Annotated in this window: 20 protein-coding genes and 1 pseudogene; 17 read left to right on the top strand and 4 right to left on the bottom strand. The window is 66.5% G+C overall.

The annotated features are described in order from the left end of the window. Positions 1-66: 66 nt before the first annotated feature. The 5 genes and pseudogenes from rodA (at position 67) to GOC52_RS17535 (ending at position 7,029) form a co-directional block, all read left to right on the top strand. On the top strand, positions 67-1,077 hold the full coding sequence (rodA, locus tag GOC52_RS17555; RefSeq protein WP_425603860.1) for a rod shape-determining protein RodA: 1,011 nt from the start codon (positions 67-69) through the stop codon (positions 1,075-1,077). 618 nt (positions 1,078-1,695) lie between these two features. Then, positions 1,696-2,609: pseudogene (locus tag GOC52_RS17550) on the top strand (IS110 family RNA-guided transposase). Positions 2,610-3,285: 676 nt separating this feature from the next. Beyond that, the gene (gene mltB / locus GOC52_RS17545) at positions 3,286-4,437 is read left to right on the top strand and encodes a lytic murein transglycosylase B (protein WP_191850028.1); all 1,152 of its coding nucleotides are present in this window, start codon (positions 3,286-3,288) and stop codon (positions 4,435-4,437) included. Then, a complete protein-coding gene (locus GOC52_RS17540; protein WP_191850026.1) occupies positions 4,434-5,711 on the top strand; it encodes a septal ring lytic transglycosylase RlpA family protein in 1,278 nt (425 codons plus the stop codon). Before mltB ends, GOC52_RS17540 begins: the two co-directional genes overlap by 4 nt. Before the next feature lie 100 nt (positions 5,712-5,811). Further along, on the top strand, positions 5,812-7,029 hold the full coding sequence (locus GOC52_RS17535) for a D-alanyl-D-alanine carboxypeptidase family protein (RefSeq protein ID WP_010480982.1): 1,218 nt from the start codon (positions 5,812-5,814) through the stop codon (positions 7,027-7,029). 122 nt (positions 7,030-7,151) lie between these two features. Here the strand turns inward: GOC52_RS17535 and GOC52_RS17530 are convergent, their stop codons facing one another. Continuing rightward, positions 7,152-8,225 (bottom strand): lipid A deacylase LpxR family protein, encoded by a 1,074-nt coding sequence (locus tag GOC52_RS17530; protein ID WP_019338844.1) that lies wholly within the window; start codon positions 8,223-8,225, stop codon positions 7,152-7,154. A 263-nt stretch (positions 8,226-8,488) separates the two neighbouring features. Between GOC52_RS17530 and GOC52_RS17525 the strand changes: the two genes are divergently transcribed. The 7 genes from GOC52_RS17525 (at position 8,489) to gnd (ending at position 15,965) form a co-directional block, all read left to right on the top strand. Then, positions 8,489-8,767: a YbeD family protein gene (locus GOC52_RS17525; protein ID WP_005411067.1), complete on the top strand. Its 279-nt coding sequence runs from the start codon at positions 8,489-8,491 to the stop codon at positions 8,765-8,767. Next, on the top strand, positions 8,755-9,465 hold the full coding sequence (gene lipB / locus GOC52_RS17520) for a lipoyl(octanoyl) transferase LipB (RefSeq protein WP_010480980.1): 711 nt from the start codon (positions 8,755-8,757) through the stop codon (positions 9,463-9,465). The genes GOC52_RS17525 and lipB overlap by 13 nt, the downstream gene beginning before the upstream one ends. An 18-nt stretch (positions 9,466-9,483) precedes the next feature. Then, positions 9,484-10,494 carry a lipoyl synthase gene (gene lipA, locus GOC52_RS17515; RefSeq protein ID WP_010480979.1) on the top strand — a complete coding sequence of 337 codons (1,011 nt, stop codon included), beginning with the start codon at positions 9,484-9,486 and terminating at the stop codon, positions 10,492-10,494. Positions 10,495-10,772: 278 nt separating this feature from the next. Then, the gene (locus GOC52_RS17510; RefSeq protein WP_191850024.1) at positions 10,773-12,950 is read left to right on the top strand and encodes a carboxy terminal-processing peptidase; all 2,178 of its coding nucleotides are present in this window, start codon (positions 10,773-10,775) and stop codon (positions 12,948-12,950) included. A 243-nt stretch (positions 12,951-13,193) separates the two neighbouring features. Beyond that, a complete protein-coding gene (locus GOC52_RS17505; RefSeq protein ID WP_049452827.1) occupies positions 13,194-13,793 on the top strand; it encodes a DUF2242 domain-containing protein in 600 nt (199 codons plus the stop codon). A gap of 17 nt (positions 13,794-13,810) precedes the next feature. Then, positions 13,811-15,049, top strand: a complete 1,239-nt coding sequence (locus GOC52_RS17500) for a hypothetical protein (RefSeq protein ID WP_043401637.1) — start codon at positions 13,811-13,813, stop codon at positions 15,047-15,049. A 10-nt stretch (positions 15,050-15,059) separates the two neighbouring features. Next, positions 15,060-15,965, top strand: coding sequence for a phosphogluconate dehydrogenase (NAD(+)-dependent, decarboxylating) (gene gnd / locus GOC52_RS17495; protein ID WP_043401640.1), 906 nt, complete (start codon positions 15,060-15,062; stop codon positions 15,963-15,965). A 357-nt stretch (positions 15,966-16,322) separates the two neighbouring features. Here the strand turns inward: gnd and GOC52_RS17490 are convergent, their stop codons facing one another. After that, complete coding sequence (locus GOC52_RS17490) at positions 16,323-17,366, bottom strand: oxidoreductase (protein ID WP_191850022.1); 1,044 nt, start codon at positions 17,364-17,366, stop codon at positions 16,323-16,325. 170 nt (positions 17,367-17,536) lie between these two features. On the opposite strand from GOC52_RS17490, the gene GOC52_RS17485 reads away from it, so the two are divergent. From GOC52_RS17485 to GOC52_RS17470, 4 genes are all read left to right on the top strand, one after another. Further along, on the top strand, positions 17,537-17,923 hold the full coding sequence (locus GOC52_RS17485; RefSeq protein ID WP_191850020.1) for a BON domain-containing protein: 387 nt from the start codon (positions 17,537-17,539) through the stop codon (positions 17,921-17,923). 231 nt (positions 17,924-18,154) lie between these two features. Further along, the gene (locus tag GOC52_RS17480) at positions 18,155-19,972 is read left to right on the top strand and encodes a sensor histidine kinase (RefSeq protein ID WP_191850018.1); all 1,818 of its coding nucleotides are present in this window, start codon (positions 18,155-18,157) and stop codon (positions 19,970-19,972) included. Beyond that, a complete protein-coding gene (locus GOC52_RS17475; protein WP_005411057.1) occupies positions 19,969-20,409 on the top strand; it encodes a response regulator in 441 nt (146 codons plus the stop codon). Before GOC52_RS17480 ends, GOC52_RS17475 begins: the two co-directional genes overlap by 4 nt. 4 nt (positions 20,410-20,413) lie before the next feature. After that, a complete protein-coding gene (locus GOC52_RS17470; protein WP_099560000.1) occupies positions 20,414-21,925 on the top strand; it encodes a hybrid sensor histidine kinase/response regulator in 1,512 nt (503 codons plus the stop codon). A gap of 80 nt (positions 21,926-22,005) precedes the next feature. Here GOC52_RS17470 and GOC52_RS17465 read toward each other — a convergent pair whose 3' ends face one another. Continuing rightward, complete coding sequence (locus tag GOC52_RS17465; RefSeq protein ID WP_049481514.1) at positions 22,006-22,746, bottom strand: 20S proteasome subunits A/B; 741 nt, start codon at positions 22,744-22,746, stop codon at positions 22,006-22,008. A 91-nt stretch (positions 22,747-22,837) separates the two neighbouring features. Here GOC52_RS17465 and folK point away from each other — a divergent pair, with 91 nt between their 5' ends. Beyond that, on the top strand, positions 22,838-23,323 hold the full coding sequence (gene folK, locus GOC52_RS17460; protein ID WP_010480956.1) for a 2-amino-4-hydroxy-6-hydroxymethyldihydropteridine diphosphokinase: 486 nt from the start codon (positions 22,838-22,840) through the stop codon (positions 23,321-23,323). Positions 23,324-23,383: 60 nt separating this feature from the next. Here the strand turns inward: folK and GOC52_RS17455 are convergent, their stop codons facing one another. Beyond that, entirely contained in the window at positions 23,384-24,121 is a 738-nt protein-coding gene (locus tag GOC52_RS17455; RefSeq protein WP_008265570.1) for a pteridine reductase, read from the bottom strand. Positions 24,122-24,132: the final 11 nt, after the last annotated feature.

Raw genomic sequence — 24,132 nt, 5'->3', positions numbered from 1 at the left:
CTTGGCGGCTGCCGTGAGGCGGTGCGCACGATCGACCTGCCGTTGCTGGTCGCGTTGTTGATCCTGATGGGCGCGGGCCTGGCGGTGCTGCACAGCGTGTCCGGGCCAGTGACCGGGCAGGCGGCGCGCTTTGCCGGTGGCCTGGTGGCGATGTGGCTGCTGTCGCGTGTTTCGCTGCTGCGCCTGCGCGCGTGGACACCGGCGTTGTATGCGCTGTCGATGCTGCCGCTGATGGCGGTGTATGTGATCGGCACCGGCAAGTACGGGCAGCGCTGGCTCAACCTGGGCGTCTTCTACCTGCAGCCGTCGGAGCTGCTCAAGCTCAGCCTGCCGTTGATGATGGCCTGGTACCTGCACCGGCAGCCGTTGCCGCCCTCGCCACGCACGGTGCTGACGGCCGCAGTGTTGATCGGCGTTCCTGCCGTGCTGATCCTGATGCAGCCGAACCTCGGCACCGCCACCTTGGTCACTGCCAGCGGGGTGTTCGCGTTGTTGCTGGCCGGCCTGCACTGGGGCTGGGTGGCAACGGGCGCGGCGGGGCTGGCGGTGGCCGCACCGCTGGCGTGGTTCGGGCTGTTGCGGCAGTACCAGAAGGATCGCGTACTGACCTTCCTCGACCCGGCGGCAGATCCGCTCGGCACCGGCTGGAACATCCTGCAGTCACGCATCGCGATCGGTTCCGGTGGCTGGCAGGGGCGTGGCTGGGGGCAGGGCACGCAGGCCACGCTGGATTTCCTGCCCGAGTACACCACCGACTTCGCGTTCTCGGTGCTGGCCGAGGAATTCGGCTGGATCGGTGTGGCGACGCTGTTCGCGCTGTACCTGTTCGTGGTCGGACGCTGCCTGTGGATCGCAGTGCACGCACGCGACACGCATGCACGGTTGCTGGCCGGCAGCCTGGGGTTGGCGTTCTTCGTCTATGTACTGGTCAATGGTGGAATGATTTCCGGCCTGCTGCCGGTGGTGGGCATCCCGATGCCGTTGATCAGCTATGGCGGGACATCGGCGGTCTCGTTGCTGGCCGGCATCGGACTGGTGATGGCGGTGCGTGGGCACCGGCCCGTGCACGGGGGATAGGGTTTCCAGCCAACGGCGCAGCCCCTCGTGGATGACCGCGCAAAGCAGTTCATGGGTGGGGCCGGGTAGATGGGCCGCGCAGGGGACGCTGCAAGTACATCCATGTAAGCTCGGTCGCCGCATCCATGCGGCTCACGCCCCTGCGCAGCCCATCTACCCGGCCACGGACAGGTTCCGTGCGCGTCTCCCACGGAGAAGAAAAAGAAGATCAAAAGCAAAGGCGGCCTGGCGGGTCGCTTCATTGCCTTGTGTAGAGCCGATCCATGCTCGGCTCACGAGCAAGCGCAGCGTCGCGATCCGCTTTTGATCTTCTTTTTCTTCTCCGTGGGTGGCAGACCTCCGAAATCTGTCAGAGGCCGGTCGGGTTGGGTACGCGGGGGTGTCAGCCGCATGGATGCGGCTGCCAAGCCTTATCTGATGGAAATCTGGCAGCGTAGGTGCCGAGAGCCGGCGTGGGCCGCCGTGTAAGCCTGGATCTCGACGATCGCCTTGGAGCTTGGCGCCCACGCCGGAATCTCCCTTGATCCGCCCGAACAGTTGCTGGAGCTGACACTCGCAGTGATAAGACTGGGCAAGCGGGGGAGCTCTCGACCCTTCCAGACTATACGGAGTCCGGTGATGAACGGGATCGGGATTGATGTCAGCAAGCGCCAACTGGATGTCGGCACGACGGACGGAGAGACCCTGCAGGTCTGCAATAACCGCTCCGGCTTTTCTGAATTGGATGTTTGGCTGAAGAAGCGTCCGGTCAGCCAGATCGTGCTGGAAGCCACCGGCGGCTACGAACGACCGGTGCTGGATTTTCTGCACGCAGTGGGCATCCGGTGGTCCGCGCCAATGCCCTGCGGGCCCGCAGGCTGGCTCAGGGGATGGGGCAGATGGCCAAGACCGACCGGTTGGATGCCTATGCATTGGCGCAGATGGCGGCCTTGGTGAAACTTCCGGCCTACCAACCGCTGGAGCCTTGGCAGCAGAAAATGCGGGAATTCGTGCGGGCACGTCGACAGGCGATGCACGCGCTGACCATCGCGCGGCAGCAGCTGGAAATGGTCGGTGATCGTGAATTGCGCCGGCTACTGCAGGCCAACATCACCCGCTTGCAGACGCTGGTTGAACGTCTGGGAAAGCAAATTGCCGAGCAGGTTACCCAGCAGCCTCAACTGGCTGTCCTGAAGTCGATGAAGGGCGTTGGCCCTGGCCTGCAGGCGGTATTGGCAAGCTATCTTCCCGAGTTGGGAAAGATCAGCGGCAAGGCCATCGCCAGCCTCGTCGGTGTGGCTCCGATGTCCCACGACAGCGGAACCATGCGAGGGAAACGCAGCATCCATGGCGGCAGAGCCGAGATCCGCCAGGTGCTCCACATGGCCAGCATGTCGGCCATGCGGCATGAACCTCAACTGCGCGATTTCTACCAGTCGCTGCGAGCCCGAGGCAAAGAAGGAAAAGTAGCCATCGTGGCGGTGATGCGGAAGATGCTGGTGATCCTCAACGCCCGGGTGCGCGACGCTGAAAACGGGTTGGTCCCAGCCTAAGGCCAGGCAGGGCGCAAGACCAAAGGCTGCCGGCCAGCGGCCGGCACTACCGTGCCCGTCTCATGGAGGGGCCAAGCTCCTCCATCAACACAGTTGCTCCAGGGACGGATTCACGGCGTCCCCCGCGTACCCAACCCGACCGGCCCACCCGCGGCTTCTCCTTTCCGCGACCACCCAGACACCACCCACGAGGGGCTGCGCCGTTGGCTGGAAACTTCCTGACTCTGCGCAACGCCCGTTGTGGAAGCGTTCTCACAACGATGCACGGCAGCACACCCGCTGACCAAAGTCCGGAAAAAACGTTAGCTGGTTCACACTTTTACAGCGCGTTGATCCTGATCAATGGACTTGTCGTAATCGGCCTGCACAATGGCGGCCCGTTCGGCACGGCGCGCCGTCAATCGTTGCAGCGCGAGGGGGCGTCGGGCGGGAGCAGTACTGATCCAACGGATACAGGGAGCGCGGGGTACTGCCACTGGGGAGCGGCAGCCGCGCGGGTATCGACCGGATCCGGTTGCCGGTTGCGTCTGCGGGGATGGGGACGCAACCGGCCACCTCTATCTGAATGGGGAAGCCCGATCACGACGCCTTCACATTTCCCGCTGAACGCGGGCAAATCGTTGTGATTCATGGTGTTAGGGGTTTTAATTCATCCATGACCTGCTAACCTGCGACGATGATTCGACGCACTCTGGCCTGCATGCTCACCCTCGGCCTGGTCGCCTGCGCGACCCAGCCGAAGTCCCCACCGTCTTCGCCCCAGGCCAGCAGCACGCCGCGCCAACCCGCCGCCAAGGCCCATGGCCCGGCCGAGGCCGCGCCCGAAGCCACCGCTGCCACCGCGCCGCCGGTCGATCTCACCCCGGTGCCGTTCGAGGTCGCACGGGCCCGCTTCATTGCCGATACCGCCAAGCGCTATGGCCTGAAGCCGGAGCAGATCAGCAGCGTGCTCGACCAGGCGCAGGTGCGCCAGCCGATCATCGCCGCGATGTCGCGCCCGGCCGAACGGGTCAAGCCGTGGAACGAATACCGGCCGATGTTCATCAGCAAGGCCCGCATCGATGGCGGCCGCGCGTTCCTGGCCCAGCATCGCGCCGAGCTGGATCGCGTGCAGCAGCGCACCGGTGTGCCGGCCGAAGTGATCGTGGCGATCATCGGCGTGGAAACCAGCTACGGCAAGAATGCCGGCAGCCATCGCGTGCTCGATGCGCTGTACACGCTGGCCTTCTATTACCCGCGCAGCGGCGACCCGGCCAAGCTGGAACGCGAAGTGCGCCGCGAGCTGTTCTTCCGCGATGAGCTGGCCAAGCTGTTCGAGCTGGGCCGCGAAGAAAACCTGGACATCACCACGCTCAAGGGCAGTTATGCCGGTGCGATGGGCATGGGCCAGTTCATGCCGTCCAGCTATCTGGATTACGCAGTGGACGGCAACGGCAACGGCGACGGCCGTCGCGACCTGTTCACCAGCTACGACGACGTGTTCTCGTCCATTGCCAACTACTTCGTGAAGAAGGGTGGCTGGGTGCGGGGTGGCCAGGTGGCCGTGCCGGCCACGCTGGCGCCGGGCCGCGAGGAGTTCAATCCGACCGAATGGATGCCGACCTGGTCGATGGCCGACCTGGCGCAGCGCGGCTACCAGCCGAGCGCGCCGGTACAGCCGGGCGCCACCGCCACCCCGATCACGCTTGAAGGCAGCACCGGCAAGCAGTACTGGCTGGGCTTCCAGAACTACTACGCGATCACCCGCTACAACCTCTCGAAGATGTACGCGATGGCCGTGTTCCAGTTGTCCCAGGCCATTGCCGGACAGGAGCTGCCCCCGGCATGAACATCAGATGGCTGGTCCCAGGCTTGATCGTCCTCGCGCTGGCTGCCTGCAGCAGCGCGCCGAAGAAGCCGGCCACGGCCGGCCATGGTGGCAAGTCCGGCGGCACCCTGGTGCAGGGGCGCGGCTCGCGCCCGGCACACTGCCCGGAAGGGTCGCCGTACGCGGCGGCCAAGGAAGACCTGAGCACCCGCGGCAACTACACCGCCGGTGGCCTGTACAAGCCGGGCGTGCGCGACAGCACGCCGGATTACATTCCCAACGTGGCCTGCATTCCCGAGCCGGAAGTGACCGCCGAGGAGCGCTCGGCGATCGGCAACAAGTCGCCGTACGTGGTGCTGGGCAAGTCGTACAAGGTGCTCGACGACACCCGCAACTATGTCGAGCGCGGTACGGCCTCGTACTACGGCGCCAAGTTCCACGGCCGCCTGACCTCCAACCGCGAGGTCTACGACATGTACCAGTTCACCGCCGCGCACAAGACGCTGCCGCTGCCCAGCTTCGCCCGCGTCACCAACCTGGACAACGGCGAGTCGGTGATCGTGCGCGTCAACGACCGTGGCCCGTTCCATGATGGCCGCGTGGTCGACCTCAGTTATGCCGCCGCGGTGCGGCTGGGCATCACCCAGCGCGGTACCGGCAACGTGGAAGTGCGTGCGCTGCAACCGGGCGAGAGCAACCTGCTGGCCCAAAAGCCGTCGCGCCGCGAGCGCCGTGCCGCCGAAACGGCCGCAACCACCGCCGTGGCCAGCGCGCGCCCGACGCCGGCTGCACGTGCCACAGCCGACAGCGACATCGATCGCCTGGTCAAGCGCCTGCCGGGCGACAGCATGCCTGCGCGTGGCCAGCCTGCCACCACCCAGGGCGTGGCCAGCACCGTGCCGGATGTGGCGGTCAGCAGCCTGCCGCCGAGCGCGCCGCCGGTGCGCAGCACGGTGCCCGCTCCGGCTGTCGTGGCCAGCACCACTCCGCGCGCGGTGGCACCGGCACCGGTGCGCAGTGCATCGACCACGCCGGCCGCACCCAGCCTGTCGCAGCAGGTGGTGGGCGCGGTGATGGTGCAGGTCGCCAGCTTCTCCAGCCGCGACAATGCCAACCGCGCGATGGGCCAGCTCAACGCCGCCGGCATCGTCGGCGCGACCATCAGTGACATCGCTGCCGGTGGCCGCACCCTGTTCCGCCTGCGCGTTCCCGCCAGCGACCATGCCAGTGCTGCGGAACTTGCCGGCCGCATCGCCGGTCTGGGCCTGGGTTCGCCGCAGATCGTCAAGGATTGATCCGCCCGGGCCGGTGCTGCCGGCCCATGCTCCCCCGGCCTTACAATGGCCGTTACGTTCCACCCTCCATTCCCGGCCGTCCCCTGGAGCCTGCTGTCCAATGAATTTCCGTTCCGCCGCCACCGCCCTGGCCGCCACCCTGGTGGTGGGCCTGGCTTCCGCCCAGACGCCGCTGCCGACCCCGGCAACGCCGACGCCTGCCGCCGCTGCCGCCCCGGCCACTGTTGCCACTCCGCCGGCGCCCGCGCCCAGCGTGTCCAAGGCCTGGGTGCTGATGGATTACGCCACCGGCCAGGTGCTGGCCGGTGAAAACATCCACGAACAGCTGGCTCCGGCCAGCATCACCAAGGTGATGACGTCCTACGTGATCGCCGCCGAGGTGAAGAACGGCAAGGTCCGTGCGGATGACCAGGTGATGATGAGCGAGCGCGCCTGGCGCGAAGGTGGCGCCGGTACCGATGGCAGCTACAGCGGCTTCCCGGTCAACCAGACCGCGCGCCTGGAAGACATGGAAAAAGGCATGGCGATCCAGTCCGGCAACGACGCCGCGATCGCCCTGGCCGAACACGTGGCTGGCAGCGAGGAAGCCTTTGCTTCGCTGATGAACAGCTATGCCGCCAAGATCGGCATGAAGAATTCGCACTTCGTGAACGCCCATGGCCTGACCGCTCCGGGCCACCATAGCAGCGCCTACGATCTGGCACTGCTGGGCCGCGCGATGGTGCGCGATTACCCGGAAACCTACGCGTACAACAAGATCAAGGAATTCCAGGTCGGCAACATCAAGCAGCCGAACCGCAACCTGCTGCTGTGGCGCGATGGCAGCGTGGACGGCATCAAGACCGGTCACACCTCGGAAGCCGGTTACTGCCTGATGAGCTCGGCCCAGCGTGGTGACCAGCGTCTGGTGGCCGTGGTGCTGGGCGGCCAGTCGGAAAAGCAGCGTGCCGATGACAGCCTGGCGCTGTTGAACTGGGGCTTCCGCTTCTTCGAGACCCACCGCCTGTACGAACCGGGCAAGGCCGTAGCCGAGCACAAGGTCTGGAAGGGCACCACCGACAAGGTGCAGCTGGGCGTGGCGCAACCGATGCTGGTGAGCGTGCCGCGCGGCCGCTACAACGACCTGAAGCCGAGCATCGATGTGCCCAAGACCCTGGAAGCACCGTTCACCGCCGGCCAGCAGATCGGCACCGTGAAGGTGATGCTGGATGGCAAGCTGGTGGCTGAAGCGCCGCTGGTGGCGGTGGCTGCCGTTGAACAGGCCGGCTTCTTCAAGCGCCTGTGGGACAGCTTCTGGATGTGGTGGGAATCGGAATGATCCGCGCCCCGGCGTGGTGAAGGAAAAGGCCGGCGAATGCCGGCCTTTTCGTTCTGTAGAGTCGGGCCGTGCTCGACTGTCGTTGCCATCAACCGGCGTGCCGACCAACGGTCGGCACCTACCTACAGCGACCGGCTGATGGTGAAGCTGCCGAACACCGGTGCTTCGCGCTGGCCGTTGAACTCGCGCGTGCTGTGGTAACGCGCCGCAGCGAACTTCCAGCGTCCGTACATCACGGCCACGCCGTAGCCGCCGTAAGCCACCACATGGCGCTTGTCCACGCTGTGACTGTTGCGGAACGTGTTGCCGTCCAGCGTGATGTCGCGGATCACCCAGGCAGCGTCCGAGGTCGCGAACAGGTGCCAGGACCAGCCATTGGGACGGCCGCCGCGGGTCGGCGCAGTGTTCTCGCCGGCCGGGCGCAACGGCGTGCTGCCGAAGTCGTCCGGCAGCTTCCAGCCGAAGCGCACTTCACCGCCGAGGTTGGCCTTGGTTTCCAGGTTGCCGATCGATCCACCGTAGTGGCTGATGGCGTCCCAACCCCAGCCGTCGGCATTGACGCTGGCATCGCCCGGCCAGCGGCGCATGCGCTCATGGGTCAGCATGAACAGCGGCTCGTTGTGCAGCTGGTTGTCCCAGCCCTTGAATTTCTCGTCGCCCAGCACGTCGTGCACGGCGTTCTGCACCTGCTTGCCCTGTGCCCACGGGCCGACCACGCCCAGCGTCAGCTGGGTGGTCTGCAGGCGGTCGCCGCTGCGCGCATTGAAACCGAAGTTTGCGATCAGTACGCCGGCGTAAGGGCGGTCGTCCTCGATCAGGTCCCTACGGCTGAAATCGGTCGGCGTGAAGATGCCCTGGCCGATGCTGAAGATCATGTTCTGCTGTTCGAACTTGCCCGGGTGCAGCCCTTCCAGGTACTGGTTCACCCAGCGCGCCATGCGCGGCAGGCAGGGGTCGTCGGTGTAATCGACCAGATTGGGCGAGACCAGGGTCAACAGTGCACCGTTGGTGTAGCCCTGGTCCTGGTGGCGGCCGCCGAACAGGTCATTGTCGACGCGGAAATTGACCTGCGGCGGGTGGTCGCGCATTGCGTCCGGACCACATTGTTCGGCCGCCTGGGCGGTAAGGGGGAGGGCAGCAGCCAGCAGGCCTGACAGCCCGAGGGCTGCAAGGCGGCGTTGGGAAGGGGGGCTCATGTGAGAAGTTGTTTCTGTCTGTCGTTATATGCTGCGACACGGTACTCGCGCGAACGTGATGGAACGAGCGCGTTCGGATCACTTGTCTGTTCCGAAAACGACATTGTCTCGTGAAGACAATCCTGCCCTGTCCTGCGGTGCGCCACGGGGCCGGGGCCAATGCTGAACGGCCGTTCAGCTGCAACGCAGCGACTCACCGGTGCACTGTTTGACGTTGATGAATACTCTTGGGTTTGTTGCCCTGCGGCCCGATAATGGGGGGCATGGAAATCAAGTCCGACAACCCCGACCACGGCTTCCAGTTCCCCGGCCAGTTCGAGCTCAGTGCCATGGGCCCGGCCAACCGCGGCCTGGAACATGAGCTCCCCCGCCTGCTGCTGGCTGCCGGCATCGATGTCGTCAATGAACGCATCAGCTGGAAGCATTCCTCCAACGGCAAGTACGTGTCCGTCCGCATCGTGTTCAAGGCCGAGAGCCGCGAACAGTACGACCTGGCGCACCAGGCGCTGCGCGACCACCCGGAAGTGAAGTGGACGCTGTAGCCGACAGCTGCCCGGCCGAAGCCGCCCCGGAAGACCGCGCGCCGCGTCCGGCGCTGGTCCGCGACCTCGGCCGCCAGGCGTACGAGCCGGTGTGGCGCGCCATGCAGCGCTTCACCGACCAGCGCAGCGAGGCCGACGCCGATGAGCTGTGGGTGGTCGAGCATGACCCGGTATTCACCCTGGGCCAGGCCGGCAAGGACGAGCACGTGCTGGCGCCGGGCGAGATTCCGGTGCTGCACGTGGACCGCGGTGGCCAGGTGACCTATCACGGCCCCGGCCAGCTGGTGGTCTATCCGCTGCTGCGCCTGCCACGGCTGGGCATCGGTGTGCGCGACTACGTATGCCGCATCGAGCAGGCCATCATCGATACCCTGGCCGAGTGGAACATCGGTGCCGAACGCCGCGAGGGCGCCCCGGGCGTCTACGTCGGTGGCGCCAAGATCGCCGCGCTCGGCATCCGCGTGCGCCGCGGCTGCACCTTCCATGGCCTGGCCTTCAATGTGTCGATGGACCTGGAACCTTTCCACCGCATCAACCCCTGTGGCTATCAGGGGTTGCAGGTGACCTCGGTAGTAGACTTGGGCGGGCCCTCCGGGATGGAGGCCGTCAAGCCGGTGCTGCTGGACCACCTGGCCCGCCAGTTCGGCCTGCTGCTGCAGCCCACGCCCGAACTGCCTGATCTTTCTGCGGCCGCCTGACCGCCCCCCGGAACTGCCATGACTGAAACCACCGCCCGTTCCATTCCCCTGCAGATCGTGCAGGGCGACTCTCCGACCGCCGCGCCGTTGCAGGCCGGGGTCAAGCAGCTGGGCGGTGACAAGATCAACCGCTCGCCGGTGCAGTTCGCCGACGCGCCGGTGCTGCGCAAGCCGTCCTGGATCCGCGTGCGCATTCCTTCGGGCAATGCCGTGCAGAACCTGAAGGCCAAGCTGCGCGAGAACCGCCTGGTGACGGTGTGCGAGGAAGCCAGCTGCCCGAACATCCACGAGTGCTTCGGCCACGGCACCGCCACCTTCATGATCCTTGGTGAAGTCTGCACGCGCCGCTGCTCGTTCTGCGACGTGGCCCACGGCCGCCCGAAGCCGCCGGATGCCAACGAGCCGGCCAGCCTCGGCCAGACCGTGGCCGACATGGGCCTGAAGTACGTGGTGGTGACCAGCGTCGACCGTGATGACCTGCGTGACGGCGGTGCCCAGCACTTCGTCGACTGCATCACCGCCATCCGCGAAAAGTCGCCGGGTACCCGCATCGAAGTGCTGACCCCGGACTTCCGCGGCAAGGGCCGCATGGAACGTGCGCTGGAGATCCTGGCGCAGAACCCGCCGGATGTGTTCAACCACAACATCGAGACCGTGCCGGATCTGTACCGCAACGTGCGCCCGGGTGCGGACTACCAGTGGTCGCTGAACCTGCTGAAGAACTTCAAGGCGCAGCACCCGGACGTGCCGACCAAGAGCGGCATCATGCTGGGCCTGGGCGAAGACTTCGAACAGATCAAGGCCACCATGCGTGACCTGCGCGCGCACGACGTGGACATGATCACCATCGGCCAGTACCTGCAGCCGACCGCGCACCACCACCCGGTGCTGAAGTACTGGACGCCCGAGGACTACAAGGCGCTGGAAGTCTACGGCTACGAACTGGGCTTCAGCCACGTGGCCTCCGGCCCGATGGTGCGCTCGTCGTACCACGCCGACGTCCAGGCCAAGGGCGCCGGCGTTTCCTGACATCCTGCCGGTGGGTGGGAGCTGCTTCTCCTGTGGGTGCGGACCGTTGGTCCGCACACCTCTGCCTGCCGTAGAGCCGAGCCCATGCTCGGCTGCTTGCTGCCGGCCAGCCGAGCATGGGCTCGGCTCTACATGCATTCACAATTTGCTACACCGGCCCCGCTAGGCTGGTTTTCCACCGAGCGCGGCCGGGTGACAAACCCGGCAACTTTCGGCACTGTCGTGGTGTCTGAACACCACGCAGTCTCCCCCTTGGCAAGGCGCCTTCGAGCACGTCAATGAAATTCAAAGCCCCCGCATTCCTGATGGCCCTGGCGCTGGTTGCGCCGCTGGCGCTGGCGGCCAAGGCCGACTCGCCGGCATTGCCCGCCGCGGCAACCGCCGATCAGGTGACCACCTCCAAGCTGGTGTACGGCCTGTTGTCCGACAGCCGTTACGCCTACCGCCCGCGCGCGCTGGACGAGGCCACCTCCAAGGACGTGTTCAAGCGCTACCTGGAGACGCTGGACGGCGGCAAGCAGTACTTCACCCAGGCCGACGTGGCGCGCTTCGCGCCGTTCGAAGCCAACATCTCCTCGGCCATCCGTGGCGGCGAGCTGGAGCCGGCGTTCCAGGTGTTCGCGGTCTACAAGCAGCGCGTCGGCGAACGTGTGGCCTATGCGCGCAAGCTGCTCAAGCAGGAGCCGGACTTCACCACCGACGAGCGCTTCGAATACGACCGCAAGAAGGTGCCGTGGGCGGCCAGCAGCGCCGAACTGGATGAGCTGTGGCGCAAGTCGGTGAAGAACGACTGGCTGCGCCTGAAGCTGGCCGGCAAGAAGCCGGACGACATCCGCAAGACGCTGGACAAGCGCTACGCGACGCTGGAGAAGTCGGTCAATGAACTGAAGGGCGAAGACGTCTTCCAGTTCTTCATGAATTCGTACACCAGCGCGGTCGATCCGCACACCGATTACTTCACCCCGCGCACCGCCGAGAACTTCAACCAGGCGATGTCGCTGTCGCTGGAAGGCATCGGTGCGCAGCTGCAGCGCCAGGACGACGTGGTGGTGATCCGCGAGATCATCGCCGGTGGTCCGGCTGCGGTGGACGGCACGCTGAAGCCGGGTGACCGTATCGTCGGCGTCGGCCAGGGCAAGTCCGGCCTGGCCGAGGACGTGATCGGCTGGCGCATCGACGATGTCGTGGCCAAGATCCGTGGCGCCAAGGACACCCAGGTCAAGCTGGAATTCATTCCGGCCGCTGAAGGTGCCGACGGCAAGCACCACACCCTGGTGCTGACCCGCCAGAAGGTGCGCCTGGCCGAACAGGCTGCCAAGGGCGAGACCATGACCATTCCGGCCGCCAACGGCGAGCCGGCACGCAAGGTCGGCGTGATCAAGCTGCCGACCTTCTACCAGGACTTCGAAGGCCGTCGCCGCAATGCGGCCGATTACGCTTCGGCCACCCGCGACGTGGCCAAGCTGCTGGCCGGCTTCAAGAACGACAAGCTGGATGGCGTGGTGCTGGATCTGCGCAACAACGGCGGTGGTTCGCTGGACGAAGCCATTGAACTGACCGGCCTGTTCATCGAGCAGGGCCCGGTGGTGCAGGTGCGCGAGTCCGGTGGCCGCGTCACCGTCAACAGCGACCGCAACCAGGGCGTGGCATGGGATGGCCCGCTGGCGGTGCTGATCAACCGCGGCTCGGCCTCGGCCTCGGAGATCTTCGCCGGTGCCATCCAGGATTACGGCCGTGGCCTTGTGATCGGTGAGACCAGCTTCGGCAAGGGCACGGTGCAGAACATCGTCGACCTCGACCGTTGGCCGAGCGGTGAGACCCAGCGTTTCGGTCAGGTCAAGCTGACCATCGCCCAGTTCTTCCGCATCAGCGGCAGCAGCACCCAGCACAAGGGTGTGGTGCCGGACCTGGCCTTCCCGGCCAGCGTCGATGCCACCGAGTTCGGCGAGAGCACCTACGACAACGCGCTGCCGTGGACCCGCATCGCTGCCGTGCCGCACACCCAGTACGGCAACTTCGCGCCGCTGCTGCCGAAGCTGGAAACCCGCCATGACGCGCGCATTGCCGCCGACAAGGAATTCCAGTGGTGGAACGAGGACGTGCAGCAGTTCCGCACGGAGGCCGCGAAGAAGTACATCTCGCTCAACGAGGCCACCCGCCGCGCCGAGCGTGAGCGCCAGGACACCCAGCGCAAGGAGCGCCAGGCAATGCGCAAGGAACTGGGCCTGGCCCTGGACCCGCTGGCCGATGACAGCAACGACGACGGCCTGACGGGCAACGAGCGCGACATCGTCAAGGATGCCGCACGCGAGAAGGCTGCTGAGAAGCGTCCTGACCCGCTGCTGCGCGAGTCGGCCTCGATCCTGGCCGATGCGGTGAACCTGCTGGCCAGCGACCGCCCGCTGTCGGCGCAGGTGCTGCCGCAGTCCACCGGCGCCGGTCGCTGGGCGGACTGAGCCGGCGACGGCATGCGATACCGCAGGGGGGCCGGCATTGCCGGCCCCTTTTCGTTTGGGTGCCTCCGTCCCGGTAGCGCCGGGCCATGCCCGGCGAGCCACATGCCACAAACGACTTAATCCCCTCCGTCCCTTTTTTGTGCATGAACAGGCAGCAACGGGGTGGCGCGGTCATGCCGGTTTCGACCCGCCGCACACGGCCGCAGGACTACCCTTGGCGGTACCGTCCTCGCAGGAGTACCCATGCGGGCCTCCCGTCTTTCCAGTGCTGTTGTGGCGCTTGGCAGTGCCCTGATCCTGTCGGCCTGTGGTGGCCGCACCGCCGACAGTACCCTGCTGCGCGAATCCTTCGACTCCGGCGACACGTTCTCGCGTACCGTCGATGGCCGCCCGGGCGAAGCCTGTGAAGCCGCGCGACGCACCCTGCTCAGCCAGGGCTATGCCATCGCCCGTGCCGATGACGCACAGGTGGAAGGCAACAAGAACTTCCAGCCGCGCGAAGACGACCATGAGCAGCTGGTGCTGCGCATCTCCTGCGCGCCGCGTGGCAACCAGACGCTGGTGTTCGTCAGTGCGGTGCAGGACCGCTATGCGCTGAAGAAGAGCCCGACCTCAGCCAGTGTCGGTGTCGGTGCGCTGGGCTCGGTATCGCTGCCGTTCGGCAGCAACGACGATTCGTTGGTGAAAGTGGCGAGCAGCACGGTCACCGACGCCGATTTCTATCGCCGCTTCTTCCAGCGCCTGCAGCAGTACCTGCCGCCGGCTGCGGGCATGCCATCACCGTTGCCGCCGCCGCCCTCTGCAGTTCCTGAGCCCGCACCCGCCCGCACGGACCAGGGCTGAACGTGCACGGCGGGTTGATGGGCGCGGCCCTGCTGCTGGCGCCCGTGCTGGGCATGGCGGCCACAGCCGCCGACTGTACGCAGGGGCTGCTGCAGCGGCTGGGCTGGCGTTTCGATGAAGCCGCGCTCAGTACGCCGCAGGTCCACGGCGGCGCAGTGTGTACGCGCGCGTCGCTGGCCGAGTCGCAGGCTGCCGGCGACCTGCACGTGCGCTGGCCGGCAGACATGTCTGCTACAGCGCGCCAGGCGTTGCTGCAGCAGCTGCTGGACGATCCGGCCACGGTCTGCGCCTATGCGTTCCAGCTGGGTGCAGCCACGCAACGTGCCGCTACTGCATTGCAGGGCAATCCAGGATTCCGCTTCTCTGGCCTGCAGCTCGGTTGGATTGGCTTCGGCCTGCACGGCGCACAGGCGCAAGGCTGGCAGCGCACGCGAAGTTTCGGCCGTGGTTTCGTGCCCACTGCGAGCAACAGCCAGGCGCTGCAGGCGTTCTACAGCGGCAATGTGCGCGCCGAATGCGGAGTCGGCCGCCAGGTCGCGCAGCTGTCCGCCCAGCGCGAGCTGTATGGCGATGCTGCATTCGACGCCGAATTTGCCGCAGAGGAGTTGTCGATCGGCACGTTCCTCGCCCTGCACGGTACCGACAGCATTCTGCTCGGCGCTCATTCCGGCGATTTCTTCGCCGATGGCAAGGCGGTGCGCACCTCGGCGATGGGGCAACAGGCGTTCGTGGGCGTGCCCGGTTTCATCGAACATGTGTACGACAAGGGCACGCTGGACGACCTGAGCAACCAGGCCGAGAACTTCGTGGTGGTTGACGTGGGCGCGGACGCTGCGCAGGCCCTGGCCACCCACGGCGGCCTGGCCTGGTACGACCAGCGCAATGTCGAACTATGGAAACTCGCGCAGGACATCCCGCGGATCGGCCAGCGCTACTTCGAGCGCCTGCTGTTCGAGCGCGACCCGGACCTTCGTGCACGGCTGGAACCGCGCTACCACGCCACGCTGGCACGCATGGACCAACTGCTGGACGATCCGTTCTACCAGCAGTTCGTGATCTATGTGCATCCACGCGGTATACGTCCCATCGGCTACCACATCGCCCGCCTGCTTGATCGCAACCCACGAACGCCGTTTTCGATCGACCTGGCGGTGCACAATCTGCATACCACGCTCTACCGGCGTTGGCGCGAGGCGCAGCTGCGCCACTGCGCGGCTACCGGCAGGCCAGGCAGCCTGACCCTAGACCCCAACTGAAGGTGAAACAATGGATATTGCAATGATCGGTCTCGGCCGCATGGGCGCCAACATGGCCCAGCGCCTGCATCGCGGCGGCCACCGCGTGGTCGGCTACGACCCGGGCGAAGGCGCCCGCCAGCGCGCCGCCGAGGCCGGCCTGGAGGTGGTTGATTCTCTGGCCGCGGCCGTAGCCGCACTGCCGGTGCCGCGCGTGGTGTGGCTGATGGTGCCGGCTGGCGAAACCGTCGACCAGACCCTGGGCCAGCTGACCCCGCACCTGGCCGAGGGTGACATCGTCATCGACGGCGGCAACTCCAACTACCAGGACTCGATCCGCCGCGCCAAGGCGCTGGCCGAGGACGATCTCGGCTACGTCGACTGCGGCACCAGCGGTGGCGTGTGGGGCCTGCAGGAGGGCTACAGCCTGATGGTCGGTGGCGAAGCGCCGGTGGTGGAGCAGATCGCACCGCTGCTGCGCACGTTGGCACCGGCTGAAGATCGCGGCTGGGCACGTGTCGGTCCGTCTGGCGCCGGCCACTTCACCAAGATGGTCCACAACGGCATCGAATACGGAATGATGCAGGCCTACGCCGAAGGCTTCGCGTTGATGGAGCGCAAGCAGGAGATGGAGCTGGACCTGGCCCAGGTGGCCGAGGTGTGGCGCCACGGCAGCGTGGTGCGCTCGTGGCTGCTGGACCTGAGCACCGAAGCCCTCAAGCGCAATCCGTCGCTGGATGGCATCGCGCCGTACGTGGAGGATTCTGGTGAAGGCCGCTGGACCGTGGCCGAAGCGATCGCACTGGATGTGCCGGCACCGGTGATCACCTTGTCGCTGCTGGAACGCCTGCGCTCGCGTGAATCCAATTCGTTCACCGACCGCCTGCTGTCGGCGATGCGCAATGAATTCGGCGGTCACGCGATCAAGAAGTCGTAAGCACGAAGCCGGGGTCGGAGCCCTTTCCGCAGGAAAGGGCTCCGACCCCATGAGGCCACACGAGCGCATTCCGATCATTTCCACGCCATCCACGCATGGCGTGGATCTACTGTGCCGACCAACGGTCGGCACCCACCAACAGCCGCGGGAAACTGTCGAAGGCGGGGTGGGTCCGGTTGCGGGGGTGTCCGCGGCATGGATGCCGCGGCCAAGCCCCCAGGGAAGGGTTTACGGCGTCCCCCGCAACCGGCCCCCCCCCGCCATCCCACGGATAGCCGGCTTTTGCTGTTGCTGTTGAGGTTGCCGGCCAGCGGCCGGCACTACCGCTTCTGCGGGTGCAGGGCGCAGCCCTGCCGATCACCCCAACGCGATTCGCCGCCCTTCGCGCGCACTGTCCATGCCGGCCTGCAGCAGCCGCATCAACTGCAATGCCTGCACCGGGCTGACCGTGGCTTCTCCGTCGCCATGCATCGCCGCCGCGAACTGTGCATACAGCCGCCGGTAGTCACCGGGCAGGTTGTCGACCGTCGTGCGCTGCACGTTGTCTTCGGCATCGCAGCGCACCAGCTCACCATGCCGCGGATCGATACCCCAGCCTGGCGCACCGGGTGCCACACCGCGGCGCAGCTGCGCCTCCTGCACGTCCAGGCCGTGCTTGATCCAGCTTGCCTTGCTGCCATGCACGCTGAAATGCGGCGTCTGCGCCGCCACCAGCGAACCGGAATGGATGATCGCGCGATGCCGCGGGTAGTGCAGCACCGCGTGGAAGTAATCGATGCCGCTGCCACCTTCGCGCTGCACGGCCAGATCGGCATCGACCGCCTCGGGCCAGCCGAACAGCACCAACATCTGGTCCAGCAGGTGCGGGCCCAGGTCGTACCACAGGCCACTGCCGGGGCCATCCTGTTCGCGCCAGCGGTCGCGTACCTGTGGACGGTAGCGATCGAAGTGCGCATGGCACTCGGCAATGTTGCCGAGCGTCCCGTCCGCAAGCAGCGCCTGCAGCGTGAGGAAGTCGGCATCGAAGCGCCGGTTCTGGAACACGGTGGCGATGCGTCCGGCATCGCGTGCCGCAGCCAATACCGTTTCCGCTTGGGCCACGTCCAGCGCGAACGGCTTGTCGACCAGCACATGCTTGCCCGCAGCCAGTGCCGCGATTGCCAGCGGCGCATGCTGTTCATTCGGCGTGGCGATCACTACGGCATCCACGGCTGGATCGTCGAACACCTCCTGCGGCGTGGAACGCACGTGCACGTCGCTGAACGCGCGCAGCAGCGTGTCGCGCTGCGAGCTCACGATGCTGTGCAGCACCAGGCCCGGCGTGTGCTGGATCAGGGGCGCATGGAAGACGCGGCCGGCAAGGCCGTAGCCGATCAGGGCCAGATGCAGGTCGGGGCGCATGGCAGAGCTCCGGCAGTGGGAAGGGCAGGGTAAACGACCCGCGACGGCAACCCCAAACTGAACCGTTGCCGTTGAATGCGGGTCGATTCACGGCAGCGTGACCGCAGCGCCACGCGTGCTCTACGCCCACTTGTCCAGACTGGCAGCACATTCCGCAGGAGTACGACACGATGAGCAATACGACCCGCACGCTGATTGCCTCGGCCCTTACGCTGGCCCTGGCGCTGTCCTCCTCGGCCGCATTCGCCAACGATCCGGCCGCGAAGAGTCCCCCCAAGACCGATCATTCGGCAATGACCCACGCCGACCGCCATGATTCCAACGAGCCGGTGACCGACAGCTGGATCACCACCAAGGTGAAGGCTGATCTGCTGGCCAGCAGCAACGTTCCGGGCACGGAGATCAAGGTGGAAACGGTGAACGGCGTGGTCAGCCTCAGTGGCGCCGTGGCGACCCAGGCCGAGAAGGACAAGGCGGTCACCACCGCCAAGGGCATCAAGGGCGTGACCCGCGTCGATGCCGCTGCATTGAAGGTCAGTGCTGCTGCCAAGCGCTGACCCCGGTGGGCGCCCCATGCGGGGCGCCCACTGACCTGTAGAGCCGAGCCATGCTCGGCTGGAACTCCAAGGCAGCCGAGCGTGGGCTCGGCTCTACAGCATCGAATTCCGAACCCGTTCAGCCAACCGCGCTGGAAATTCCAGAGTTGTGACCGCCTGCGCTATATTGCCGGTTCCGCCGCAGTGGGGCCGGTAACGGCAGACGCTTTGCGGCTGTGCTGACGAGGAACTATGGCGCTGGTTTTCAGTGATGACATCTGGGACCGCTGGCGGTTGCCGGCCCTGGCGCTGGCCGCTGCCGCGATCATCGTGGTGCCGTGGTTGACCCTGCGCAAACTGCAGCAGGACAGCGAAGATGCGATGGCCTGGGTCAATCATACCCAGGCTGTCGGTGTGGCACTGCAACAGCTGCAGGCCGATGTACGCGATGTCGAATCGGCCGCGCTGACCCTGTCCAAGGGCGTGGACGCACCTGGCCTGCGCGAGCGCATGGCCAAAGCCAATGACCTTCCCGGGCGCCTGGCCGAACTGGGGCGGATGACCCGCGACAATCCTGATCAGCTGATCCGCATCGGCCGCATCGAGTCGATGCTGGAAGGGCGCATGGCGCTTGCCCGCGAACTGGCAAAGTCCGAGCCCAACAGTGATCAGCGCGAGCTGGTGCAGGATCTGAGCACGCGTTATCCGATCCGTGGCCTGGTGGAGGAACTGCAGGCCAGCGAGCAGAAACTGCTGACACAGCGTGCCGAGCAGGCTGCCCGCCAGCGCAAGCAGACCGAGCTGGTGTCGTGGAGTTCGCTGGTGATCCAGCTGTCGCTGCTCGGCCTGGTGCTGTGGCTGCTGCAGCGGCAGATTGGTCGACGCCTGCATGCCGAACGGCAGTCGCTGCGCTCGGCCGCACGTGCAGCCTCGGTGCTGCAGACCGTGCGTGAACCGATCGTGCTGCTCGACCGCGACCTGCGCGTGCAGCTGCACAACCCTGCCTTCGCCGAATTGTACGGGCTGCAGGATGAACGCGCCGATGGCCTGTTGCTGGATACTGTCGGCGACGGCGCGTGGAAAGATCCCGTGATGCGCCAGCGACTGTCCGATGTGCTGTTGCGCGGCCGCGAACTGTGGGACTTCGAGCATGAACAGCGCGCTGCCGATGGCATGGTGCGCTACATGCTGCTCAATGCACGGCGCATGCCGCTGCCGGACACCGACGACGAAGTGGTGTTGCTCACGGTCAGCGACGTCACCGTGCAGCGTGCCGTGCAGTTGCGGGTGGAGGAACTGAACCGCCAGCTGGAAGGCAAGGTTGCGCAGGTGTCCGAGGTCAACAGGGAACTGGAAGCCTTCAGCTATTCGGTCTCGCACGATCTGCGCGCGCCGCTGCGCCACGTGGCCGGATTCTCCGACAAGCTGTCGCGCCATCTGGGCGACGCCGCCGATGACAAGAGCCGCCATTACCTGGAGGTGATCTCCAGTTCGGCGCGGCGCATGGCGGCACTGATCGACGACCTGCTGGTCTATTCGCGGCTGGGCCGCGCGGCAATGCGCCAGCAGGCGGTGGACATGCAGTCGCTGGTGGCCGATACCCGCGCCATGCTCGATTCCAACCTGCAGGCCGAGGCCGAGAACAGCGGCCATGCGCACCACGTGGAGTGGAGCATCGCACCGCTGCCGATCGTGGTGGGCGATGAGAACATGATCCGCCAGGTCTGGCTGAACCTGCTCGGCAACGCGGTGAAGTACTCGGGCAACCGCGAACCGGCGAAGATCCGCGTGGACTACCAGCCGCAGCCTGACGGCGGTCATCAGTTCACGGTCAGCGACAATGGTGCAGGCTTTGACATGGCCTACGCCGGCAAGCTGTTTGGTGTCTTCCAGCGCCTGCACAAGGCCAGCGACTACCCGGGTACCGGCATCGGCCTGGCCAGCGTGCGCCGCGTGCTCACCCGTCATGGTGGCCGTATCTGGGCCGAGGCTGAACCGGACGTCGGCGCCACTTTCCACTTCTACCTGCCTCCCGCGACCGATGCGGACAAACAAGGGCCTTCTGCATGACCACTCTGCGCACCATTCTTCTCGCCGAAGACAGCCCGGCTGATGCTGAAATGGCGATCGACGCCCTGGAAGAGGCGCGTCTGGCCAACCCCATCGTGCACGTCGAGGATGGCGTGGAAGTGATGGACTACCTGTTGCGCCGTGGTGCTTTCGCCAACCGTGAGGAAGGCCTGCCGGCGGTGCTGCTGCTGGACATCAAGATGCCGCGCATGGATGGCCTGGAAGTGCTGCGGCAGATCCGCGAGCACGAAGAGCTCAAGCGCCTGCCGGTGGTGATCCTGTCGTCCTCGCGCGAGGAAAGCGACCTGGCCCGCAGCTGGGACATGGGCGTGAACGCCTATGTGGTCAAGCCGGTGGACGTGGACCAGTTCTTTGGCGCGGTGCAGACCCTGGGAAAGTTCTGGGCGTTGATCAACCAGGCACCGGAACTCGAGTGAGCCCATGCCCCTGACCGGTCCCGCCCTGGGGGCGCTGCGCATCCTGCTGGTGGAGGACTCACCGGAAGATGCCGAGCTGATGTCCGAACAGATGCTTGATGCGGGCCTGGAGGCCCGTTTCGAGCGTGTCGAGAGCGAGGCTGAACTGCGCCAGGCACTGGTCGCGTTCCAGCCGGACATCGTGCTGTCCGACCTGAGCATGCCGGGATTCTCCGGTGACGACGCGCTGCGCATCGTGCGCGAAACCTCACCGGAAGTGCCCTTCATCTTCGTCTCCGGCACCATGGGTGAGGAGAACGCGGTGGCGGCGCTGCAGAAGGGCGCCAATGACTACATCATCAAGCACCTGCCGGCGCGCCTGCCGTCGGCAGTGGCGCGTGCGATCCGCGATGCACGCAGCGCGATCGAGCGTGCACGGGTGGAAACCGAACTGATGCGCGCACAGCGCCTGGAAAGCCTGTCGCTGCTCGCCGCCGGCCTCAGTCACGACCTGCGCAACATCCTGCAGCCGCTGCTGATCATGCCGGACCTGCTGAAGGCGCGAACCGACGATCCGCAGCTGCACCATCTGGCCGATGTCATCGCCGAGTGCGGCCGCCGTGGCCATGAGATGGCCGAATCGATGCTGTCGTTCGTGCGCGGTTCGCGCAAGCCGAGCGAACGCATCGAGATCGATGGCCTGTTCGATGCGGTGGCGCTGCTGTTGCGCAGCAACGTGCCCGATGCGGTGCGCCTGGAACTGCAGGTGCAGGACGAAGGCCTGGTGGTCGACGCCAACTACACCGAACTGCAGCAGGTGATGCTGAACCTGGCGCTCAACGCGATCCAGGCGATGCCCAACGGCGGTCGCCTGAGCCTGACCGCCAGCCATGCCGGCCAGCGCGATGGCGTGGACTGGATGCATATCCGGGTGGCTGACGAAGGGATCGGCATGGATGCGGACACACTGTCGCATCTGTTCAATCCGTTCTTCACCACCAAGGCCGACGGCACCGGCCTGGGCCTGATCTCCTGCAAACGCATTGTTGAAGGCGCCGGCGGCAGCATCCACGTCAGCAGCCAGCCGGGGCAGGGCACCTGCTTCGAGCTGCGCCTGCCGATGCACGACGCCATTGATGGCAGTGAGCCGATCGAACAGCTGGTGGCACTGGGCAGTGGCCAGTCGATCCTGGTGGTCGATGGCGAAGCCACGCGCCTGTCGCTGCTGGGCAATGCGCTGTCCAGCCAGGGCTACCAGCTGCAGCTGGCGTCCGACGGCCCGGCTGCGCTGCGCTGGATGCAGCAGGAGGCGTTGCCGGCACTGGTGATCGCCGACGCCGGCTCCAAGCTGCTGCCGGCCAGCCAGCTGCTGGGCGAGATGGCGGCACTGGGCTATCGCGGCCCGGCGCTGGTGCTGGAGGACCCTGCGGTGCCGGTCTCGGTCGATGCATTCCCGGCCGGTGTGGAGGTGCATGTGCTGCGCAAGCCGCTGCAGATGCAGCAGGTCTTCCGCGCGGTGGCCGAAGCGCTGGGCTGAGTAAGCGTCGCCGGGCATGGCCCGGCGCTACCCACCGCCTTCGGTAGCGCCGGGCCGTGCCCGGCGGCAGGTCAGGTCGATCAATCCACGGTTTCCCAGGGGAACCGCGGCAGGGCGTCCACCGCCTGTTCCAGCCGCCGCGACCAGTTCTGATGGATGTCGGCATACAACGCCGAATCCGCGCCCAGCCGCAGTTGCTGGCCGATGCGCAGCTCGCCGTCGCGCAGCAGCGCAAGATCGATCGGCAGGCCCACCGACAGGTTGGAACGGATGGTGGAGTCCAGCGAGACGATCGCCGTGCGCGCCGCGTCTTCCAGGCGGGTGGCCGGGCTGAGAATGCGGTCGAGGATCGGCTTGCCGTACTTGGACTCACCGATCTGCAGGTAGGGCGTCTCCGGCGAGGCGGCGATGGCGTTGCCAAGCGGGTAGATCATGTACAGCCCGGGCCGCTCGCCGGCGATCTGGCCGCCGAAGATCAGCGTGGCCTGGGTGTTGACTCCATCGTGGCCATGTTCGCTGTGGCTGCTGTGCACCTGGCTGTCCACCAGCAGCTGGCCGACGTACTCGGCAGCCTCGAACAGGTGGGTCATGTCGTGCAGGTTGGGCGTGCGTCGTTCACTGGCGTCGCGCCCCAGGCGCGACACCAGCAGCTGGGTGGTGGCCAGGTTGCCAGCCGCCATCAGCACGTAGGCTGCCTGGCCGGGGTACTCGAACACGTGCAGCTTGCGGTGCACGCGCACATCGTCCAGCGAGGCATTGGTCCGGGTGTCGGCAGCGAAGACCAGGCCCTCGTCCACCTCGATTCCAACGCAATAGGTCATGTCGGTGCCCTATCATGTGCGTCCCGGATTGTAGGCAGGCCGCCGTGACGACGGCATGTCCACGCCCCCCAAGTGCCGTCACCTGAACCGCATGACCACCGTGCTCCTGAGCCTGGGCAGCAACGTCCAGCCCCGCCGCTACCTCCACGCCGCGGTGACGGCCCTGCGCGAGCGCTTCGGCGCGCTGCGGGTGTCGCCGGCCTACCGTACTGCCGCGGTCGGCTTCGACGGCCCGGCCTTCCTCAACAACGCCGTGGCGATCGACACCGACCTGCCGCTCCAGGAACTGGACGACTGGCTGCACGCGCTGGAAGACGCGCACGGCCGCGACCGCAGCGGGCCGCGCTTCTCCGACCGGACCCTGGACATCGACGTGGTGTTCTACGGTGACCTGGTGGTGGAAGGCCCCGGCCACCTGCGCATCCCGCGCCCGGAGCTGAAGCACGCCTTCGTGCTGAAGCCGCTGGCCGACATCGCCCCGGACTTCATCGACCCGGTCAGCGGATTGGACCTGGCCACGCTGTGGCGTGCGCACACGCAGTTTGGCGAAGCGTTCGAGGTGGTCGACCTGGAATGAGGGAGGTCGCCGGCCAGCGGCCGGCACTACCGGTAGTGCCGGTCGCTGGCCGGCAATGCTTCAACTGACCGTGCGCCCGCCATCCACGCGCAGGGTGTGGCCGGTGACGAAGCTGGCTTCGGCCACCAGCCAGTACACCGCTTCGGCAATCTCCTCGACCGTGCCGATCCGCGCCAGCGGCGTGCGCGCCAGCAGCGCCTCGCGGGCGAAATCGTCCTTGCCCTGTTCCGGCCACAGGATCGCGCCGGGCGCCACCGCATTGACCCGCACCTTCGGCGCCAGCTCCAGCGCCAGCGAGCGGGTGGCCATCTCCAGCGCGGCCTTGGCCATCGTGTAGGCGATGTGGTCCCGCATCGGGTCGGTGCCGTGCAGGTCGGTCAGGTTGACGATGCAGCCCTGCTGGCGGCGCAGGTAGGGCGCCGCCGCCTGTGACAGCAGCAGCGGCGCGCGCGCGTTGACGGCATACAGCTCGTCCATTGCCTCGGCGGTGACCTGACCGAGCGGGGTGGGGAAGAAGTTGGAGGCATTGTTGACCAGCGCGTCCAGGCGGCCGAAGTGGGTGACGGCCTGTTCCACCAGGTCGGGCAGGGCGTCGGCGTCACGCAGGTCGGCCTGCAGGGCCAGCACGCTGCCGGGGCGCACGTTGTCGAAATCGAACGCGGCCTGCTGCAGCTCGGCGCTGGAGGTGTTGGCGTGCAGCACCACCGACCAGCCACAGGCGTGGAACTGGCGGGCGATGGCCGCACCGATCCGGCGCGCGCTGCCGGTGATCAGGACCACGGGGTGGGTGTCGCTCATCGAGGGTCCTC

Origin of the sequence: Stenotrophomonas sp. SXG-1 (assembly GCF_014083965.1) — a bacterium.
Lineage (GTDB): Bacteria > Pseudomonadota > Gammaproteobacteria > Xanthomonadales > Xanthomonadaceae > Stenotrophomonas > Stenotrophomonas geniculata.
The sequence above is the reverse complement of the archived record's forward strand: the minus strand, read 5'-3'. Positions and strand labels throughout refer to the sequence as shown.

Coding starts and splice junctions, on each gene's coding strand:
- rodA (WP_425603860.1), top strand. CDS start 67: ATGGGCGCGGGCCTGGCGGTGCTGCACAGCGTGTCCGGGCCAGTGACC.
- mltB (WP_191850028.1), top strand. CDS start 3,286: ATGATTCGACGCACTCTGGCCTGCATGCTCACCCTCGGCCTGGTCGCC.
- GOC52_RS17540 (WP_191850026.1), top strand. CDS start 4,434: ATGAACATCAGATGGCTGGTCCCAGGCTTGATCGTCCTCGCGCTGGCT.
- GOC52_RS17535 (WP_010480982.1), top strand. CDS start 5,812: ATGAATTTCCGTTCCGCCGCCACCGCCCTGGCCGCCACCCTGGTGGTG.
- GOC52_RS17530 (WP_019338844.1), bottom strand. CDS start 8,225: ATGAGCCCCCCTTCCCAACGCCGCCTTGCAGCCCTCGGGCTGTCAGGC.
- GOC52_RS17525 (WP_005411067.1), top strand. CDS start 8,489: ATGGAAATCAAGTCCGACAACCCCGACCACGGCTTCCAGTTCCCCGGC.
- lipA (WP_010480979.1), top strand. CDS start 9,484: ATGACTGAAACCACCGCCCGTTCCATTCCCCTGCAGATCGTGCAGGGC.
- GOC52_RS17510 (WP_191850024.1), top strand. CDS start 10,773: ATGAAATTCAAAGCCCCCGCATTCCTGATGGCCCTGGCGCTGGTTGCG.
- GOC52_RS17505 (WP_049452827.1), top strand. CDS start 13,194: ATGCGGGCCTCCCGTCTTTCCAGTGCTGTTGTGGCGCTTGGCAGTGCC.
- GOC52_RS17500 (WP_043401637.1), top strand. CDS start 13,811: ATGGGCGCGGCCCTGCTGCTGGCGCCCGTGCTGGGCATGGCGGCCACA.
- gnd (WP_043401640.1), top strand. CDS start 15,060: ATGGATATTGCAATGATCGGTCTCGGCCGCATGGGCGCCAACATGGCC.
- GOC52_RS17490 (WP_191850022.1), bottom strand. CDS start 17,366: ATGCGCCCCGACCTGCATCTGGCCCTGATCGGCTACGGCCTTGCCGGC.
- GOC52_RS17485 (WP_191850020.1), top strand. CDS start 17,537: ATGAGCAATACGACCCGCACGCTGATTGCCTCGGCCCTTACGCTGGCC.
- GOC52_RS17480 (WP_191850018.1), top strand. CDS start 18,155: ATGGCGCTGGTTTTCAGTGATGACATCTGGGACCGCTGGCGGTTGCCG.
- GOC52_RS17475 (WP_005411057.1), top strand. CDS start 19,969: ATGACCACTCTGCGCACCATTCTTCTCGCCGAAGACAGCCCGGCTGAT.
- GOC52_RS17470 (WP_099560000.1), top strand. CDS start 20,414: ATGCCCCTGACCGGTCCCGCCCTGGGGGCGCTGCGCATCCTGCTGGTG.
- GOC52_RS17465 (WP_049481514.1), bottom strand. CDS start 22,746: ATGACCTATTGCGTTGGAATCGAGGTGGACGAGGGCCTGGTCTTCGCT.
- folK (WP_010480956.1), top strand. CDS start 22,838: ATGACCACCGTGCTCCTGAGCCTGGGCAGCAACGTCCAGCCCCGCCGC.
- GOC52_RS17455 (WP_008265570.1), bottom strand. CDS start 24,121: ATGAGCGACACCCACCCCGTGGTCCTGATCACCGGCAGCGCGCGCCGG.